Here is a 17810-nt window from a genome sequence, read left to right on the forward strand (position 1 = left end):
CTTTCAAGTTCGCCCTTCGACCTTTACTTTACCACACCCAGAGTGAAATGCAAGTCACCCTCGGTATTTGTTTTCTAGGCGCCGATCTCCGCGCTCAGCTGCTCCATGAACGACGCCGTGGTCTCCTCGACCGTGGTCGAGTCGAAGATCATCGTCTCGAACACCCCGAGCATGATGTCCGCCGCCGAGCCCGAGCCGACCGGCGGCACCGGCGGGCCCGCGGCCAGGTCAGGCGTCAGGTCGGCGATGTACGCCGCGCCCAGCGCCTGGTCCGCCGGCAGCTGCGGCAGGATCCGCTCCCGCTGCGCCATGTTCGCGGGCAGGCCCCGGTCGCCGAGCATGAGGTCCAGCGACTCGTCGCTGTTGAGCAGGAAGTCCACCAGCTTCGCCGCGGCGGCCCGGTCCGAGGTGGTCCGCGAGACCGACCAGAACATGGCCGACTTCAGGTACAGGCCCGGCTGCGCGCCCTCCGACTCCCCCGGCACGCGCAGCAGCACCAGCTCCGACCCGAGCACCTTCTGGAGCGCCCCGATCTGGTTCGTCCAGTAGAACTCGGTCGCCCCGGCGCCGGTCGCCAGCGGGGCCTGGTCCTGGCCCGCGGCGAAGGACTCGACGATCTTGCTCGCCTCCGGGATGGCCCCGGAGTCGCGCAGGTCGAGGACCATCTGCCACCAGGCGTTCATCGTCTCGGGGGTGAAGCCGAGCTTGCCGTCCTCGGTGTACAGGCTCTCGCCGCGCTGGCGGGCGAACACGTTGAACAGCGACTCGTTCGGGAAGGTGATGGCCGAGTTGCCGATCGCCTTGCCGGACGCCGAGATGTCCGCGGTGAACTGCATGAAGTCGGCCCAGGTCCAGGTCTTGTCGTCGGGCATGGCCACGCCGGCGGCCTCGACGAGCGCCGGGTTGACCACGAGTGCCATCGCGTTCACGCCGGTGGGGATGCCGTAGGTCTTGCCGTCGAACCGGCCTGTCTCGAGGGTGCCCTCCTCGATGTTCGACAGGTCGATGTCGAGCTCTTCGAGCGCGAGGAGCGCGTTCTTGTCGGCGTAGTCGCGCAGGTAGCGGTCGTCCTGCTGGAGGACGTCCGGCGCGTTGTTGCCCGAGACCGAGACGTTGAGGGCGTCCCAGTAGGAGTCGAACTCGTTCGGGCTGGGCTTGATCGTGATGCCCTCGTTCTTGGCGAGGAAGGCGTCGACGATCTTCTGGGTGTACTCGTGGCGGGGGTCGGAGCCCCACCACCAGAAGTCCAGTTCGCCGTCGCCCTTGTCGCCGCCGCCTTCGCCGCCGCAGGCCGCGAGGAGGGGAGCGGCCGCGGCGCCGGCGGCGCCGAAGATCCCGGCTTTGGCGAGCGTTCTCCGAGAGACGCCCGAGGGGTTGGATGACTTCATTGTCTGTCGTCCTTTCAGGACTGTGCGAGGGTCGGTTGCCGGATTTACTTGATGCCGGTGGTGGCGATACCCCGGACGAGGTAGCGCTGCCCGGCGAGGAAGAACCCGAAGATCGGGCCAAGAGCCACAATAGACATCGCGAAGAGCGCGCCCCAGTTGGTGGTGCCCGTCGAGTCCATGAACAGGCGCAGCGCCAGGGGCACGGTCTGGAGGTCGACGTCGCGCAGGTAGATGAGCTGCGAGTAGAAGTCGTTCCAGGTCCAGATGAAGGTGAAGATCGCGGTCGTCGCCAGCGCGGGCATGCACAGCGGCATGATGACGCGCAGGTAGGTGCCCCAGTAGCCGCAGCCGTCGATGGAGGCGGCCTCGTCGAGCTCCTTGGGCAGTCCGCGGATGAACTGGACCATGAGGAAGACGAAGAACGCGTCGGTCGCCAGGAGCTTGGGCACGATGAGGGGCCAGAAGGTGTCGACCCAGCCGAGCTCGTTGAACAGGATGTACTGCGGGATGATCACGACGTGGATCGGCAGCATGATGGTGCCGAGCATGATCGCGAAGAGCATGCCGCGCATGGGGAACTTGAGCCGCGCGAAGGCGTAGGCGGCCATCGAGCAGGAGACCAGGTTGCCGAGGATGGACCCGGCGACGATGACCATCGAGTTCCAGATGTACTTCTCGAACGGGTGCGGCAGGGCGTTCCAGCCCTCGGCGTAGTTGCCCCACTCCCAGGAGGAGGGGATGAGGCCGGGGTCGGAGAAGATCTCGTCGAGCGGTTTGAGGCTGGCCGAGAGCATCCACAGCAGCGGGTAGATCATGACCATCGCGGCGGCGATGAGCACCAGGTGGAAGACGAATCGTTGCAACCCGACCGTGGCGGAGGACTGCTTGGCGCGCGGCCGGGCCGGCGCGGGGGTCGGAGTCTCAGTCATTGTCGCCATAGAACACCCAGAATTTCGACATGAGGAAGTTGAGCGCGGTGAAGATCGCGATGATGGCCAGCAGGAGCCAGGCGATGGCCGAGGCGTAGCCCATGTCGAACTGGGTGAAGCCCTGGTCGTAGAGGTAGAGCGTGAGGAACATCGTGGAGTCGGCCGGGCCGCCCTTGCCGCTGGAGATGATGAACGCCTGCGTGAAGGACTGGAACGAGTTGATGATCTGCAGCACGAGGTTGAAGAAGATGATGGGGGTCAGCAGCGGCAGGGTGACGCTCCAGAACCGCTGCAGGACGCCGGCGCCGTCGATCTTGGCGGCCTCGTAGTACATGCTCGGGATCTGCCGCAGGCCCGCCAGGAAGATGATCATCGGTGAGCCGAAGGTCCACACGTGCAGGATGATCAGGGTGCCGAGGGCGTAGTCGGGGTGGGAGACCCAGCCTTCGCCTTGGATGCCGAACAGGGCGAGGAGCTGGTTGACGAGGCCTTCGGTGCCGAAGACCTGCCGCCACATGATCGCGATGGCGACGGAGCCGCCGAGCAGCGAGGGCAGGTAGAAGATCGAGCGGTAGAAGGCCATGCCGCGCAGGCCGCGGTCGAGGACGATCGCGAGGAGGAGTGCGGCGGCGAGCTGCAGGGGCACCGAGACGAAGGTGTAGACGGCGGTGACCTTGATGGCGTTGGCCAGTCGCGGGTCGTCGAGCATGCGGGCGTAGTTCTCGCCCCCTACCCATTCGCCGTAGCCGAGGCTGTAGTCGGTGAACGAGAGGTAGAACGAGGCGATCATGGGGCCGATGGTGATGGCCAGGAGGCCGATCAGCCACGGCGACAGGAAGCTCAGCGCGGCCCACCGCTCGCGGGAGCGGATCGTCGTGCCGGTCGTGCCGGTCCTCCTGCGGGCCTGTGCCGGGCCTGCGGAGGGTGCGGAGGCGGCGGGCCCGGGGGGTGCTCCCGAGCTGCGCTGCTTCGGGCGCACCACAGCGACATCGTTGTCGGTCATAAGGGTTCGGGACCTTTCGGAGGTGAGGGCTCCTAGATCACATCAGGCTATGCAACCGCTTGCCTCTTGTCAATGCTTCGACTTAAATTCATGGATATCTTTCAGGTCGCGGAGTGGGAACGTTCCCGCGCAGCGGTTTCGCCACTCCCGCGACACGGAGACGGCCCGCCCGGTTCGCACCGGGCGGGCCGCTGGTTCCCTAGTGAACGGTCGGGACTCAAACGTGCGCGTGCGACCGATCCTCGACGGGCGCGACCGAATCGTCGCTCTCCTTGATGCCGTACTTGGAGTAGAGCTTTCCGAGCGGTCCCGGGACCCACCAGTTGGCCCGCCCGAGCAGCCGCATCGTGGCGGGCACGAGGAGCATCCGCACCACGGTGGCGTCCAGAAAGATCGCGATCGCCATGCCCAGGCCGATCATCTTCATGAAGGTGATGCCGCTGAAGGCGAACGCGCCCACCACCACGATGAGGATCAGGGCCGCGGCCGTGATGATCGAGCCGGTGGACTGCATGCCGCGTAGGACGGCGGTGCGGTTGTCGGCGCCCTTGTCCCACTCCTCGCGCACCCGCGAGAGCAGGAAGACCTCGTAGTCCGTGGCCAGCGCGAACAGCAGCGCGATCATGAGCAGCAGGTTCGACGGGTCGATGTACCCCGAGGGCGTGAAGCCGAGCGGGCCGGACATGTGTCCCTCCTGGAAGATCCAGACCACGATGCCGAGCGCGGCGCCGAGGGAGACGGCGTTCATCAGGACCGCCTTGAGGGGCAGCAGGACCGAGCCGAAGGCCAGGAAGAGGACCACCATGGTGACGATGACGATGTAGCCGAGCATGTAGGGCAGGCCCTCGCCGATGGCGTCGAGCATGTCGACGCGGTCGGAGGCGCCGCCGGTCACGTACAGCTCAGCGCCGCTGACGTCGATGGCGCGGGCGTCCTCGATGAGGGCGCGGGCGTCGGCGCTGAACGGGTCGAGGTCGTAGAGGACGTCGAGGAGCGTCGCGTCGTCGTGGGGCTGCGCGGCGGGCAGCACGTCGTCGACGTTCTCGAGCGCCAGGAGCGCTGCAGTGGCTTCCGCGGCCGCTTCTTGGCTACCGGTGACCATGACTTGGAACCGCTCTTCGTCCCCGCCGGGGAAGTCGGCGGCGATGGTCTCGGTGACGACGCGGGACTCGGCGTCCTTGGGCATGTCGCGCTCGTCGACGCCGCCGAACTGGACGCCGAGGATCGGGCTCGCCAGGAGGGCCATGAACCCGAGGACCGGCAGCAGCACGAGGACGGGGCGGCGCATGACGCCGGCCGCGAGGCCGTGCCAGAACCCGGTGTCGGTCTTGGGCCGCTTGTGCTTCCGCCAAGGGAGCCGGCCCTTGTCGACGCGGTGGCCGAGCAGGTAGAGCACCGCGGGCAGGGCCACGAGCGCCGAGAGCATGGCGACGCCGACCGCGGACATCACGCCGTACGCGATGCCGTGCAGGAAGGGCACGTCCACCAGGAGCAGGCCGCCCATCGACAGGACGATGATGATGCCGGAGACCATGACGGTGCGGCCGGCCGTGGCGACGGTGTTGAGCACTGCGGCGCGCTTGTCGCGGCCGTGCGCCAGCTCCTCGCGGAACCGGCGCAGCACGAACAGCGAGTAGTCGATGGACATGCCGAGGCCGATGATGGTGATGACGTTCGCGGCGAAGACCGAGACGTCGGTGAACTCGGTGATGACGCGGGTGATCGCGAAGCCGCCGAGGATCGACATGCCGCCGATGAGCAGCGGCAGCGAGGCGGCGACGAGCGCGCCGAAGACCACGATCATGATGAGCAGCAGGATCGGCATCGAGATCATCTCGGCGATCTCGAGGTCGTGCTGGACCTGCTCGTTGAGGTCGGCGAAGATCGCGGCGCCGCCGCCGAGGGAGACGGTGAGGTCGCCGGTGTCCCCCGCGTCCCGCAGCTGGCTCTCGATCGTCTCGAAGACCTCGGCCTGCGCCTCGTCGGAGGAGCCCGCGAGCGAGACGGCCGCGTAGGTGGCGTGCCGGTCCTCGGAGACGAACGAGGGCAGTTGCGTGTCGTAGTAGGAGGTGACGCTCTCGACCTCGTCGATGCCGTCGATGTCCGCGACCGCGCTCTGGACGGCCTCGGCGAACGCCGGGTCGTCCACGGTCAGGGAGTCGGACTCGTACAGGACCACGACCTCGGCGCCGGTGGAGCCGAACTCCTCCTCGATCGCCTCGGCGTCGAGCACCGACTGGGAGTCGGCGGAGACGTAACCGCCGTCGGTGAACTCGTCGAAGACGCCGAGCCCCCAGGTGCCGCCGATCGCGAAGACGGCCGCGATCCCGGCGACGATGAACCAGCGGGCCCTGATGACCGCTCTGCCTAGCAGGGAGTACATGAGCTTCTCCAAGAAATGGTGAGCCGTTGACCGCTGGTGCGCGAGGGGCGTCCGGCGGTAGGATGGTGAGCGTTGATTAGTTTGCTAACGGTGTTAACTTTATTGAACACCAATAGCCGAGTCAACACCGTTCACTAAATTGTGGCAGAGGAGAGCAGTGACTTCGAACACCGCGGGAGGCCCGTCCCGCCGCGAGCGGATGCGAGCCGAGACGATCGCCGAGATCAAGGCGAGCGCCAGGAGCCAGCTGCTGGAGCACGGCCCGAGCGGGATCTCGCTGCGGGCCATCGCCCGCGACGTCGGCGTCACCGCGGCGGCGCTGTACCGCTACTTCGACAGCCTCGACGCGCTCCTCATCGAGCTGTGCTGCGACCTCTACGACGAACTTATCTCCGAAACCCGCGCCGCGATGGACGCATCGCCGCCTGAGGCGCACCTCGAACGGATGAAGGCCTGGGTGTGGGCCTTCCGCGACTGGGCCGTGGGCAACCGGCGCGAGTTCGAGCTCATGATCTCCTACCCCGAGGGCAACGCCGCCATGTCCGTGGACAGCCGGGTGCTCGAGCAGTCCCCCGAGCACATGGACCCCGTGACCCGCAAGTCCCTCGAGCACTCGCGCCTGTGCGGCCGGGAGCTCGCGGCGTTCTACCGCAAGTCCGAGAACGGGGAGGTCCAGGCCGCCGGGCCGATCGAGGTCCCGGAGATCTCCGACGCGCTCAAGAACGAGCTCATGGAGACATGCGCGACGTTCATCGTGGGCGAGCCGATCCCCCTCCCGTGGGTGTTCACGTTCACCTCGGCCTGGGTGCGGGTCTTCGGGCTGGTCGTCATGGAGGCCTTCGGGAACCTGCCGGTGCAGGAGAACGTCGACGAGTTCTACAAGACCCAGATCATGACCATGATGCGCGACTTCGGCATCGAAGGCTGAGCGTCCGAAACCCGGCACCGCGTTTCCACCCTTTCCCCGCTGACGGGACCGCCCGACCCCACACTGGGGATCAGGGCCGGGCCGTCGGGCGCGGCCCGGGAAGAGGGGGGCGCCATGTCACACCGGTCGGCCAGTACGGTGATCGCGATCGGCGCATCGGTCGCACTCGTGTTCGGCGGCACGGCGGCGGCGTCCGCCGCCGACACCGCGCAGCCCGAACAGGACTGCGTGGCCGCCACTTCGGCGGACAACGTCCATGTGCGGGACGGACCCGGCGGTTCGTTCGACAGCCTCGGCAAGCTGCAGCCCGGTGGACTACGAGTGGAACTGCCTGTACATCGACGGCGAGCCGTACACCGCCTGCGGCTACACCGACAACGTGTGGCTCGGCCTCTGGTTCAACGGGCGATGGGGCTTCGCCGCGGGCGGGTGCCTCCACTGACGGCATGCGAAAGGGCCGGGACGCGAGCGTCCCGGCCCTTCGGCGCGTCTAAGTGGCGGCGGCCTCGTCGGCGGGGCAGCTCCTGATGTCGTGCCCGACGCTCGTCATGCACTTGCCGGACTTCAGGTTCCACTTCCAGCCGTGCATCTGGCAGGTCAGGACCCCGTCCTCGACCTTGCCGAACACCGAGAGGTCGGCCTTGAGGTGCGGGCAGCGGCGCTGGAACTGCCAGCCCTGCACCGTGATGTCCTCGTCGTCGGGGCGCTGCTCGGCGTACCAGCCCTCGGCGTACTGCAGGCGCTCCTCGGAGAGGCACTTGAAGAACGCGTACACGTACTCGTTGTACTGGCCGATGCGCGCGGCCGTGAAGCGGCAGGACAGGAACAGCGAGTTGACCCAGTCGACCTCGCGGACGTGCAGCAGGTGCTCGATGAGGCGCCGCTCGGTGCGGAAGCGGTAGCGGACCTTCGCGCCGTCGTCGGGGTAGATCTTGCGCTCGAGGAAGTCGAACACGATCGACTCGACCACCTGGTCGGAGTCGGGGGCCGTGAGGTCGAAGCGGACGGGCCCGCCGATGCCGGTGGCGATGTGCTCGGCCTGCGCCATCAGCGGCTCGATGCGCTCGCGCAAGGTGGTGAGGACGTCGATCTCCGGGTGCGACCAGGAGGCCTTCTCCGCTTCGAGGCGCGGCTGCATCCGCTCCTTGTACTCGTCCAGGTGCTGCTTCTTGCTGTCGAACCACTCGCGCAGGTCGTCGACCGGGTGCGCGACCGAGGCCGAGCCGTCGGCGCTGATCTCGGCCACGGAACCGGGCAGCAGGATGATGTTCTGCTTGCGGCCCTGCTCCTCCAGCCAGTCCACATAGGCCATCTGGTCGGGGAAGATGTTGCCCTCGTCGCCGAACACGTCGTTGAACTGGTACAGCGAGTCGTCCAGGAAGCAGGGCGGGCCGGCGATCGGGAACACCCAGTCGCCCTTGACGTCGTCGATGTACCGCAGCGAGCGGTCGAAGCCGCGCTCGCGCTTCTGCTTCCCGAAGGCGCGCTTGGCGTTGTCGGGCAGCTCGTAGACCATCGGGAACCAGATCGCGCCCGAGAACTGCAGCAGGTGGGCGTGGATCTTGCCGTGCTGCAGGAACACGCTCATGTCCGTGGGGCGCGCGTCGTTCTGGTTGAGCATGCGGGTGCCGTCGGCGTCCTCGACCCACAGCGACGAGTCGCCGATCGGGCCGTCGGTGGGGCTGGTGAGCGCCTGGATCATGACCTTGACGCCGCCGGGGAGCTCCACGATCTCCTCGGAGACGGTCTTGATGAACTTGTGGAAGCCCAGGGCTCGCAGCTCGGTCTCCAGCTCCGAGGTGGGGTACTCGGGCAGCAGGACCGTCGTCTCCTTGCTGATGCGCCCCGAGAGGTGCTCCTCGTCGAAGTGGTCGCGGTGCAGGTGCGAGACGTACAGGTAGTCGGCCCGGCCGAGGGTGTCCCAGTCCAGCTGCGAGTTGTCGGGGAAGGGGAACCACGAGGCGAAGTAGGCGGGGTTCACCCAGGGATCGCACAGGATCGACCCCGCGGCGGTCTCGATGAACATGCTGGCGTGGCCAGTACCGGTGATTCGCACAGTGACCCTTCCGGACAAGAGGACGACGACGCCTTCCAGCCTACAAGTCACAGCATCGACGGGGCCCGGACGTTCGGGCTTGTGGCGTGGGAGACTGTGGCCGAACAACGAAGAGGTCGGAGGAAGTCACATGGCCGCAGAAGAGCAGGTGCTCTCGCCCGCGCAGCGCAAGCCCACCAGCCGCAAGGCCCTGTACACCGCGCTGAGCGTCGCCATCGTCATCAACCTGGCGTACCTGTTCGGCAACCACCAGGGCTGGATCGAGGACGTCTTCATCGGCATCACCGTCCTCGTGCTCCTGGGCGTCATCGTCTCCGACGCCTGGATGCGCAAGACCGGCCTGCGCTAGGCCGCCGCCCCGGGAACGGGGTCACGAACGCCGGAGGGGCGGGTCCGCTGTCGCGGACCCGCCCCTCCCTCGCGTCTCGTGTCAGTGCATCATGCCGCGGCGGGCGAACATCTCGCGCACCTCGCGCAGGGCCGAATCCACTTCGGCCTCGAAGTACCCGCCCTGGACCAGGGAGAACTGGCTCGTGTCGAGTTCGCGGTCGGAGAGCGGCACGGGGTTGCGACCGGTCATCGCCGCGGAGACCGCGTCGAACATCTGGTCGACCTGGCTGGGGTCGTAGCCCGAGCCGAAGCGGCGCGGCTGGAAGGCCCGGCGCATCTGCTCGAGTCGCTGCACGTCGTCAGGGGTGAACGGGGAGTCGGACGCCCGCATCTCGGTCGTCATCTCCTCGCGGCCGTGGCGGCCGGGGGCCTCGAACGCGCCGCGCCCCTCGTACGGGTTGCGGCGGCCGAAGTCCGGCGGGGTCGCCGCGCCGCGCGGCGCGCCGCCCTGCTGGCCGAACCCGCCGGTGTTCTCGACGGGAGGCGCGGGCGGGGCGCCCTGCGGCCCGCCTTGGGGGCCAAACCCGGGGCCGTCGGCGGGGCCGGGAGGCGGCCCGGCGGGCGCGCCGAAGCCGCCCGTCGGCTCGTGCTGCGGGCCGCGGTCGAAGCCCTGCGGCTGCATGGGCGGGCTCGGTGCGGCCGCGCGGCGGCCGTATCCGGTGTCCTCCTGCGGCTGCGGGCCGCCCTGCGGGCCAAAGCCGCCGCCCGGCTGGCCGTAGTCGCGGCCGCGCGGGCCGCCGTACGGGTCGGACTGCTGCGGCTCGGGGCGGCCCATCGGGTTCTGCCCCATGCCGTTCACGAGGTTCTGCGGGATCGCCTGGGTCGGCGCCGCGGGCGGCATCGGCTCGGGTTCGGGCGGGGCGTAGCGGTCGGCGCGCGGGATCGCGCCGGACGGCGGGCCCTGGTGGCCGCCCTGCATGGGCGGCTGCTGCATCGGGGGCTGCTGCGGCATGCCGCGGCGGCTCCCGGTGTCGCTGAACTCGTCGTCGTAGGCCGCGCCGAACCCCGGGGCGGGCTCGGGGGCGGAACGCCGCGCCTGGCCGTACACGCCCTCGCCCTGGCCGAAGCCGGGGCCGTCGTTCGGGCCGAAGCCGCCGGGGCCGTCGCCGCCCGGACCGAAGCCCGCGGGGGCGTCGTTCTGCCCGAACGGGGCGGGAACGTCGTTCGGCGCGCTCGGCTGGCCGAAACCACCGCCGCGGCGGGGGTCGGACTGGAGCGGCAGCTGCTCGGTGGCGCCGTGCGGGATCGGGCCGGCCTGCGGGCCGTCGTGCATCGGCATCCCGGCTCGCGGCACGGCCTGGGTGGGCGGGGCGAAGTCGCCGCGCACCGGCTCAGGGGCGCGGGGGGCGCCGTACTCGTTGCCGAAGCCGGGCTCGGGGGCGCCGCCGCGCGGGCCGAAGCCGTTGCTGCCGTTGGCGCCGCGCTGTCCGGCGAAGTCGCCTGGGGGCGGGCCGAAATCGTTCGCGGGGGCGCCGAAGTCGGGGCCGCCGCGGCCGAAATCGCCCTGGCCGGGACCGAAGTCGTTCGGGCCGGGGCCGAAGTCGCCCTGGCCGCCGCGGCCGAAGTCCTGGCCGCCGCCGCGCTCGGCGCTGAGCCCGTGGTTGGCTCCGTTGCGCTGCGCGAACGGGTCGTCGTAGTCGTCGTCGGGGGGGCCGGCGAGGAAGCCGAAGCCCTCGTCGTCGCCGCCGCGCAGGTCGCCGAAGCCCTCGTTGTCCTGGGGGGCGGGGGCGGCGGCGCGACCGCCGCGGCCGCGGCCGACCGGTTCGGGGGCGGGGGGCGGTGGGGCCATCTCGCGGGCGGCCATCATCTCGTGCGCGGGGATCGCTTGCGTCGCAGCGGGAATGACCTGGGTGGCCTGCGGTTCGGGGGCGCGCCTGGAGCCGGGGGCCGCCTGCATCGGCGGGGCGGGGGCGGCGCCGACCTCGGCCTTCCCGTAGTCGGGGGCGGGGGCGGTGCCGAGGACGCCGCGCTCCTCGAGCTCGGCGAGCTGGCGCGCGACCCGGTCGAGGTAGACGTCCACCTGCCACTCGTCGTAGCCGCCGAAGCGGACCCTGAAGACGACGTCGTCGACCTCGTCGGCCGACACGGGGCTGCCCACCGGCTCCCCGGCGAGGGTCGCCTCGACGCGGTCCAGGAACGCGTCGACCTCGTCGACCTTGTAGCCCCGGCTCAACGCCCGGCGCCGGAACCGGTCACCATGACTCGCCACTACCAAGCCACCCTTCTCCGCCTAATCCTCGGCGCCGGTGGCGCCGAGCGGCTTCGCGCCGGCGCGGCCGGGCGTGCCGGCCTCCCGGACCGAAGCGGCCAGCTGCCCGCAGGCGCCGTCGATCTCTTGGCCGCGCGTATCGCGCACCGTCGTGGACACACCCGCGGCTCGCAGCCGCCGTACGAACTCCGCTTCGACCGGCTTGGGACTGGCGTCCCAGCGGCTTCCCGGAGTCGGGTTCAATGGAATCAGGTTGACGTGCACGAGCTTGCCCGCGAGCAGCTTCCCGAGGAGGTCCGCCCGCCACGGCTGGTCGTTGACGTCCCTGATCATCGCGTACTCGATCGAAACACGACGTTTAGTCACCCGAGCGTACTCCCAGGCCGCGTCGAGCACTTCGGCGACCTTCCAGCGGGTGTTGATGGGGACGAGCTCGTCGCGGAGCTCGTCGTCGGGGGCGTGGAGCGAGACCGCCAGCGTCACCGGCAGGCCCTCCTCCGCGAGCTTCTTGATGGTGGGCACCAGGCCGACCGTGGAGACGGTGATGTTCCGCGCCGACATGCCGATCCCGTCCGGCACGGGGCCGGTGATGAGGTGCAGGGCGCTCTTGAGCCGGGCCCAGTTCGCGAGCGGTTCGCCCATGCCCATGAACACGAGGTTCGACAGCCGCCCCAGCCCGCGCTCCTCGGCGATCCGCGCGGCCGCGACCACCTGGTCGACGATCTCGGCGGTGGTGAGGTTGCGGGTCAGCCCGGCCTGGCCGGTGGCGCAGAACGGGCAGGCCATGCCGCACCCGGCCTGGGAGGACACGCACGCGGTCACCCGGTCGGGGTAGGCCATGATGACGCTCTCGACGAGCGCGCCGTCGTAGAGGCGCCACACGGCCTTCACGGTCTTGCCGTCGTCGCACGAGTCGACGCGCACCGGGTCGAGGAGCCGCGGGAGCAGCGCCTCGCCGATGGCCTCGCGCGCGGCGGCGGGGAGGTCGGTCATGAGGGACGCGTCGCCGACGTGGCGGCCGAAGTACTGCTGGCGCAGCTGCTTGGCGCGGAAGGCGGGCTGCCCGATCTCGGAGAGAACGGACTGGCACCCGGCCAGGTCGAGGTCGGCGAGGTGTCGCGGCGCGGCCTTGCGGGGGCGCGGTTCGGTCAACGTGAGTGCTACAGACATGTCACGACCTAGTCTCGCATGACAGGACCGGAACCCGCCAACCCCGGATCATGGAATTCACCCCGGGCCCTCCTTCACCGGTTACACCAATCAGGACACATCACCCGAGCAGGTAGCGGAACCACACGTAAGCCACGGGTGCGACCATGAGGATCGAGTCGAGCCGGTCCATGACCCCGCCGTGGCCGGGAATGAGATTGCTCATGTCCTTGATGCCGAGGTCCCGCTTCAGCAGCGAGACCGACAAGTCCCCCAACGTAGCGGCCAGGGCGACGCACACGCCGAACGCCACGCCCATGGGGAAGGGCACGTCGAAGAACAGCCACAGGGTGACCGAACCGCCTATGGCGGCGGCCACGACCGACCCGCCGAGGCCTTCCCAGGACTTCTTGGGGCTGATCCGCGGCGTCATCTGGTGGCGGCCGATGAGGACCCCGGCGGTGTAGCCGCCGGTGTCGGAGCAGACGACCGTGAACAGCGCGATGATGACCTGCGCGGCGGCGCCGTCGATCCAGCGCGCCGAGTCGTTCTCGGCGGTCGCCAGCAGCATGATGAACCCGGCCAGGAACGGGACCTGGACGAGCAGGAGCGCGGCCGCGGCGGTGTCGGTGCGGTAGCCGGTGGCGCCTTCGGAGAGCCGCCACACGAACAGGGCGGCGACGCCGACGGCGGTGCCGAGCAGCAGGCCGGTGGCGCCGCCGAACCAGGCGAGGACCACGATGAGCGCGCCGGCGGCGGCCAGCGGGAACACCGGGACGTTCCTGCCGCCCTTGCGCATCGCGATGCCGGTCTCCCAGCAGGCGACGCCGACGGCGATGACGGCGACGCCGAGGAACGCGGCGGGCCAGATCAGGAGGGAGGCCAGGACGACCGCGGCCATGCCGAGCCCGGCGCCGATGGCGACGGGCAGGTTGCGGCCGGCCTTGGGCTTGCGGTCGTCGTGGTCGGTCTCGGCGGCGCCGGGCCCTCGCCCGTCCGGCGACGGGTGCGGGCGACGGCCGGGCGGACCGTCGGGAAGGGCGCTCATCAGATCTCGAGCAGCTCAGACTCTTTGGAGCCCATGAGCTCGTCCACGTGGCCGACGAAGCGGCCGGTGAGGTCGTCGAGCTCCTTCTCCCCGGAGCGGCCCTCGTCCTCGGAGACCTCGCCGTCCTTGACGGCCTTGCCGATCTCGTCCTTGGCCTTGCGGCGGACGTTGCGGATGGCGATCTTGGCGTCCTCGCCCTTGGTCTTGACCACCTTGATCATCTCGCGGCGGCGCTCCTCGGTCATGGGAGGCAGGTTGAGGCGCAGCTGGGTGCCCTCGTTGGAGGGGTTGACGCCGAGGTTCGAGTTGCGGATCGCGTCCTCGATGTCCTTCATCTGGGAGGCGTCGAAGGGCTTGACGATGACCATGCGCGGCTCGGGGATCGCGATGGAGGCGACCTGCGGGATGGGGGTGGGCGCACCGTAGTAGTCGACGGTGATCCGGTTGAACATGGCGGAGGAGGCGCGCCCGGTGCGGATGGCGGCGAATTCCTCCTTGGCGTGCTCGATGGCCCGCTCCATCTTCTCCTCGGCTTCGAGGAGGGCGTCGTCAATCACGGCTTTTCTCACAATCTCTCGCGGCCTGACAGCACTTCTGACCGTACCGTCCCGGCGGCGTGGCTCGGTGGCGTGGATGTCGATGGACGCGGCCGGTTTCGTGGGCGGCGTCCGCGAGGTCAGTCGTCGGCGGCGTGGATGAGGGTGCCGAGCTGCTCGCCGACGATGGCGCGGCGGAGGTTGCCGTCGTCGTCGGCGCCGAAGACGAGCATCGGCAGGCTGTTGTCCTTGCAGAGGCTGAAGGCGGCCTGGTCGACGACCATGAGCTCGCGCTTCAGGGCCTCGTCGAAGGTGATGTCGTCGAGGCGCTGCGCGTTGGGGTCGGTGCGCGGGTCGGCGGTGTAGACCGCGTCGACGCCGTTCTTGGAGACGAGCACGACCTGCGCGCCGATCTCGAGGGCGCGCTGCGCGGCCACGGTGTCGGTGGAGAAGTAGGGCATGCCGGCGCCGGCGCCGAAGATGACGACGCGGCCCTTCTCGAGGTGCCGGATCGCCCGCAGGGGCAGGTAGGCCTCGGCGACCTGGGCCATGGCGATGGCGGTCTGGACGCGCGTGTCGACGCCCTCCTTCTCCAGGAAGTCCTGGAGGGCGAGGCAGTTCATGACGGTGCCGAGCATGCCCATGTAGTCGGCGCGCGCGCGGTCCATGCCGCGGCGCTGGAGTTCGGCCCCGCGGAAGAAGTTGCCGCCGCCGACGACGATGGCGACCTGGACGCCCGCGGCGACGCCCGCCGCGATCTGGCGCGCGACCGCTTGCACGACATCGGGGTCGACGCCGACGGCGCCGCCGCCGAAGGCCTCACCCGACAGTTTCAGCACGACCCGGCGGTACTGGTCTTGACTCATGGCACTCCCCTGCTCTGACGTGTCCCTCGGTGGCTGCGCTGCCGTTGACCGTACTGCCCGCGCCCGTCCCGGCCCACTCCGGTGCTGCGTTCGGGGCGCTCCTGTTCCCGGGCATGGAACGGGGCGGCGGCCTGCGCCGCCGCCCCTTCCATGCGAATTCACAGTCGCAAGCTTCGCTGAGAAGGCTTACGGCTGGAGCCAGTGTAGTCCGCGCGTGCGGACCGCTCGCTACTCCTGGCCGACTTCGAAGCGGATGAAGCCGGTGACCTCGGTGCCCGCCTCGGCGAGCACCTGGGAGACGGTCTTCTTGTTGTCGAGGACCGAGTTCTGCTCGAGCAGGGCGAAGTCGCGGTAGTAGGCGTTGACCTTGCCTTCCACGATCTTGTCCCAGGCGCGCTCGGGCTTGCCCTCTTCCTTGGCCGTCTCGAGCGCGACGCGCTTCTCGCCCTCGATGATGTCCGCGGGGACCTCGTCGCGGGTGAGGTACTTCGGACGCATCGCGGCGGCCTGCATGCCGACCTGGCGGGCGGCCTCGGCGTCGCCGGTGTACTCGACGATGATGCCGACGGCCGGCGGGAGGTCCGCGGCCTTGCGGTGCATGTAGACCGCGACGTCGCCCTGGAGCGAGCCGACGCGGCCGAGGGCGAGCTTCTCGCCCAGCTTCACCGACTCCTCGGCGATGACCTCGGCGACGGCCTTGCCGTTGAACTCGGCCTTGGCGAACGCCTCGGCGTCCGCGGGGCGGACCTCGTCGGCCAGCTCGACCAGCGTCTGGGCGAGTTCGATGAACGCGCCGTTCTTGGCGACGAAGTCGGTCTCGCACAGCAGCTCGAGCAGCGTGTTGCCGGACTGCGCGACCAGGCCCTGGGCGGTGGTGCGCTCGGCGCGCTTGCCGACGTCCTTGGCGCCCTTGATGCGCAGGGCCTCGAGGGCCGCGTCGTAGTCGCCGTCAGCCGCTTCGAGGGCCTTCTTGACGTCCATCATCCCGGAGCCGGTGGCTTCCCGGAGCTTCTTGACGTCAGCCATCGTGAAGTTGGCCATTGCTCCCCTTCTTACTTCTCGTCTTCGACGGTCTTCTCGCCGGACGGCTCGACGACCTTCACGGAGTCTTCGGTGTTCTCTGCGGAGAGGAGGTCCTTCTCCCAGTCGGCGAGCGGCTCGCCCTCGCCCTTCTCGACCTGGCCGCCGGAGCGGGCCAGCAGGCCTTCGGCGGCGCCGTCGGCGATGATCTTGGTCAGGAGGGCGACGGAGCGGATGGCGTCGTCGTTGCCCGGGATCGGGAAGTCGACCTCGTCCGGGTCGCAGTTGGTGTCGAGGATCGCGACGACGGGGATGCCGAGCTTGCGGGCCTCGTCGACGGCGATGTGCTCCTTCTTGGTGTCCACGATCCAGATCGCGGCCGGGGTCTTCTCCATGTCGCGGAGGCCGCCGAGCGTGCGCTCGAGCTTGTCCTTCTCGCGCATGAGCTGGAGCATTTCCTTCTTGGTGCGGTTGGCCGCACCGTTGGCCTCGATGATCTCGAGTTCCTTGAGGCGCATGAGGCGCTTCTGGATGGTCTGGAAGTTGGTGAGCATGCCGCCGAGCCAGCGGTGGTTCACGAAGGGCATCCCGACGCGCTGGGCCTGCTCGGCCACGGCTTCCTGGGCCTGCTTCTTGGTGCCCACGAACAGGACCTCGCCGCCCTCGGCGACGACGTTCTTGACGAAGTCGTGGGCCTTGGCCGCGTAGTCGACCGTCTGGCGCAGGTCGATGACGTAGATGCCGTTGCGGTCGGTGAGGATGAACCGCTTCATCTTCGGGTTCCAGCGACGGGTCTGGTGACCGAAGTGCACGCCGCTCTCGAGGAGCTGACGCATAGTGACAACCGACACGGTTGTATTCCTTTCGTTCCCTGGTTCATTCGCGGAGGCCGCCCGAAGTCCGGGCGTCCCGCGCCTGGCGCTCGCCTCCGGCGATCTGCAACCGGGAAGTCCCGGACCTGGGAGATCGCTAGGGCCGGACCGCATTCCGCCGCAGTGCGCCCCTGAAGGGCGTGCGATGGAGGTCGGGCCGCGGCGAGCGCGCGAAGTCGGCTCGGCGCACAGTGCGCCTTACCGCTCCGATCAGTGTACTCAGACCCCCGTGGACACTACGAACGCGGTGGACCGCAGTGACAGACGCAATGGACGCCGGCCCGCCCGGCCGCCCCCGGAACCACCCACCGACCTCGCCGCGCACCGAACCGGACGGCCGGCCCGGAACCACTCGAAGAAAGTTATCCACAGGCGAAAAACTATTTGTTGCCGATACCTGGCAACCGCGCCAGCATTGAGTCATGCGACAACTACACAACGCGATGATCATCAGTCTCATAACCGCATCACTCCTGGCCGCAGCGGCCATCGTCACCCCCACCCTCGCCAGGGCCGAGCAGCCCACCGCCCCGCACGGACCCGCCACCGGCCCCTGGCGCTCACCGGTCGGCGGTCTCGACCCCCTCACCCGCTTCGACCCGCCGCCCGAGCCCTGGCGGTCCGGCCACCGCGGCGTCGACCTCGCCGCGAGCACCGACCTCCCCGTCACCGCAGCGGGCGCGGGCACCGTGCTCTTCGCCGGCGACCTCGCCGGCCGTGGCGTGGTCAGCATCGTCCACGCCAACGGCCTCCGTACCACCTACGAACCGGTCGAACCCCTGGTCGCCGCCGGCGACACCGTCACCGCCGGCCAGACGATCGGACACCTCCTGCCCGGCCACGACTCCTGCCCCGGCCAGATATGCCTCCATCTCGGGCTCAAACGCGGCCCGCTCTACCTCGACCCGATGCTGCTCTTCGGCACGGGCAAGGTCCGCCTGCTCCCCCGCCCCGGCCGACCGGAGGCCGGACGATGACGGAGCAGACCGCCGCCGCGCCGCCGCAACCGCCACCACCCGAGCCCGCCGTGAAC

General features: G+C 69.5%; 15 protein-coding genes and 1 pseudogene. 4 read left to right on the top strand and 12 right to left on the bottom strand.

What is annotated here, in order from left to right; genetic code table 11:
* Positions 1–74 precede the first annotated feature (74 nt).
* The 4 genes from AB0K52_RS02525 to AB0K52_RS02540 all read right to left on the bottom strand — a co-directional run bounded on the left by AB0K52_RS02525 (position 75) and on the right by AB0K52_RS02540 (position 5703).
* Positions 75–1388 (bottom strand): ABC transporter substrate-binding protein, encoded by a 1314-nt coding sequence (locus AB0K52_RS02525; protein WP_363525112.1) that lies wholly within the window; start codon positions 1386–1388, stop codon positions 75–77.
* A gap of 44 nt (positions 1389–1432) precedes the next feature.
* Positions 1433–2209: a carbohydrate ABC transporter permease gene (locus tag AB0K52_RS02530; RefSeq protein ID WP_363526148.1), complete on the bottom strand. Its 777-nt coding sequence runs from the start codon at positions 2207–2209 to the stop codon at positions 1433–1435.
* Between the two features lie 100 nt (positions 2210–2309).
* A complete protein-coding gene (locus AB0K52_RS02535) occupies positions 2310–3320 on the bottom strand; it encodes a sugar ABC transporter permease (protein WP_363525115.1) in 1011 nt (336 codons plus the stop codon).
* A 217-nt stretch (positions 3321–3537) separates the two neighbouring features.
* Positions 3538–5703 (bottom strand): MMPL family transporter, encoded by a 2166-nt coding sequence (locus AB0K52_RS02540; protein ID WP_363525118.1) that lies wholly within the window; start codon positions 5701–5703, stop codon positions 3538–3540.
* 157 nt (positions 5704–5860) lie between these two features.
* Between AB0K52_RS02540 and AB0K52_RS02545 the strand changes: the two genes are divergently transcribed.
* On the top strand, positions 5861–6631 hold the full coding sequence (locus AB0K52_RS02545) for a TetR/AcrR family transcriptional regulator (RefSeq protein ID WP_363525121.1): 771 nt from the start codon (positions 5861–5863) through the stop codon (positions 6629–6631).
* 310 nt (positions 6632–6941) lie between these two features.
* Positions 6942–7073, top strand: coding sequence for a hypothetical protein (locus AB0K52_RS02550; protein WP_363525124.1), 132 nt, complete (start codon positions 6942–6944; stop codon positions 7071–7073).
* A gap of 48 nt (positions 7074–7121) precedes the next feature.
* On the opposite strand, the gene AB0K52_RS02555 is transcribed toward AB0K52_RS02550, so the two are convergent.
* The gene (locus tag AB0K52_RS02555; RefSeq protein WP_363525127.1) at positions 7122–8687 is read right to left on the bottom strand and encodes a Rieske 2Fe-2S domain-containing protein; all 1566 of its coding nucleotides are present in this window, start codon (positions 8685–8687) and stop codon (positions 7122–7124) included.
* A gap of 130 nt (positions 8688–8817) precedes the next feature.
* Here AB0K52_RS02555 and AB0K52_RS02560 point away from each other — a divergent pair, with 130 nt between their 5' ends.
* The gene (locus AB0K52_RS02560; protein ID WP_208496595.1) at positions 8818–9036 is read left to right on the top strand and encodes a hypothetical protein; all 219 of its coding nucleotides are present in this window, start codon (positions 8818–8820) and stop codon (positions 9034–9036) included.
* Positions 9037–11022: 1986 nt separating this feature from the next.
* Here AB0K52_RS02560 and AB0K52_RS02565 read toward each other — a convergent pair.
* From AB0K52_RS02565 to rpsB, 7 genes and pseudogenes are all read right to left on the bottom strand, one after another.
* Positions 11023–11286, bottom strand: a pseudogene (locus tag AB0K52_RS02565) (DivIVA domain-containing protein); the annotation flags it as partial.
* A gap of 21 nt (positions 11287–11307) precedes the next feature.
* Positions 11308–12456 carry a 23S rRNA (adenine(2503)-C(2))-methyltransferase RlmN gene (gene rlmN, locus AB0K52_RS02570; protein ID WP_363525130.1) on the bottom strand — a complete coding sequence of 383 codons (1149 nt, stop codon included), beginning with the start codon at positions 12454–12456 and terminating at the stop codon, positions 11308–11310.
* A 100-nt stretch (positions 12457–12556) separates the two neighbouring features.
* On the bottom strand, positions 12557–13483 hold the full coding sequence (locus tag AB0K52_RS02575) for a phosphatidate cytidylyltransferase (protein WP_363525133.1): 927 nt from the start codon (positions 13481–13483) through the stop codon (positions 12557–12559).
* Positions 13483–14040: a ribosome recycling factor gene (gene frr, locus AB0K52_RS02580; RefSeq protein WP_363525136.1), complete on the bottom strand. Its 558-nt coding sequence runs from the start codon at positions 14038–14040 to the stop codon at positions 13483–13485. The genes AB0K52_RS02575 and frr overlap by 1 nt, the downstream gene beginning before the upstream one ends.
* A 119-nt stretch (positions 14041–14159) precedes the next feature.
* Positions 14160–14885 (bottom strand): UMP kinase, encoded by a 726-nt coding sequence (pyrH, locus tag AB0K52_RS02585; protein ID WP_208496590.1) that lies wholly within the window; start codon positions 14883–14885, stop codon positions 14160–14162.
* Between the two features lie 228 nt (positions 14886–15113).
* Positions 15114–15926, bottom strand: coding sequence for a translation elongation factor Ts (gene tsf / locus AB0K52_RS02590; protein ID WP_363525139.1), 813 nt, complete (start codon positions 15924–15926; stop codon positions 15114–15116).
* Between the two features lie 11 nt (positions 15927–15937).
* Positions 15938–16756, bottom strand: a complete 819-nt coding sequence (rpsB, locus tag AB0K52_RS02595; protein ID WP_208496588.1) for a 30S ribosomal protein S2 — start codon at positions 16754–16756, stop codon at positions 15938–15940.
* Between the two features lie 464 nt (positions 16757–17220).
* Between rpsB and AB0K52_RS02600 the strand changes: the two genes are divergently transcribed.
* Positions 17221–17754: a M23 family metallopeptidase gene (locus AB0K52_RS02600; protein WP_363526151.1), complete on the top strand. Its 534-nt coding sequence runs from the start codon at positions 17221–17223 to the stop codon at positions 17752–17754.
* Positions 17755–17810 lie beyond the last annotated feature (56 nt).

The organism is Glycomyces sp. NPDC049804 (assembly GCF_040674615.1).
GTDB classification, from domain to species: Bacteria; Actinomycetota; Actinomycetes; order Mycobacteriales; family Micromonosporaceae; genus Glycomyces; species Glycomyces niveus.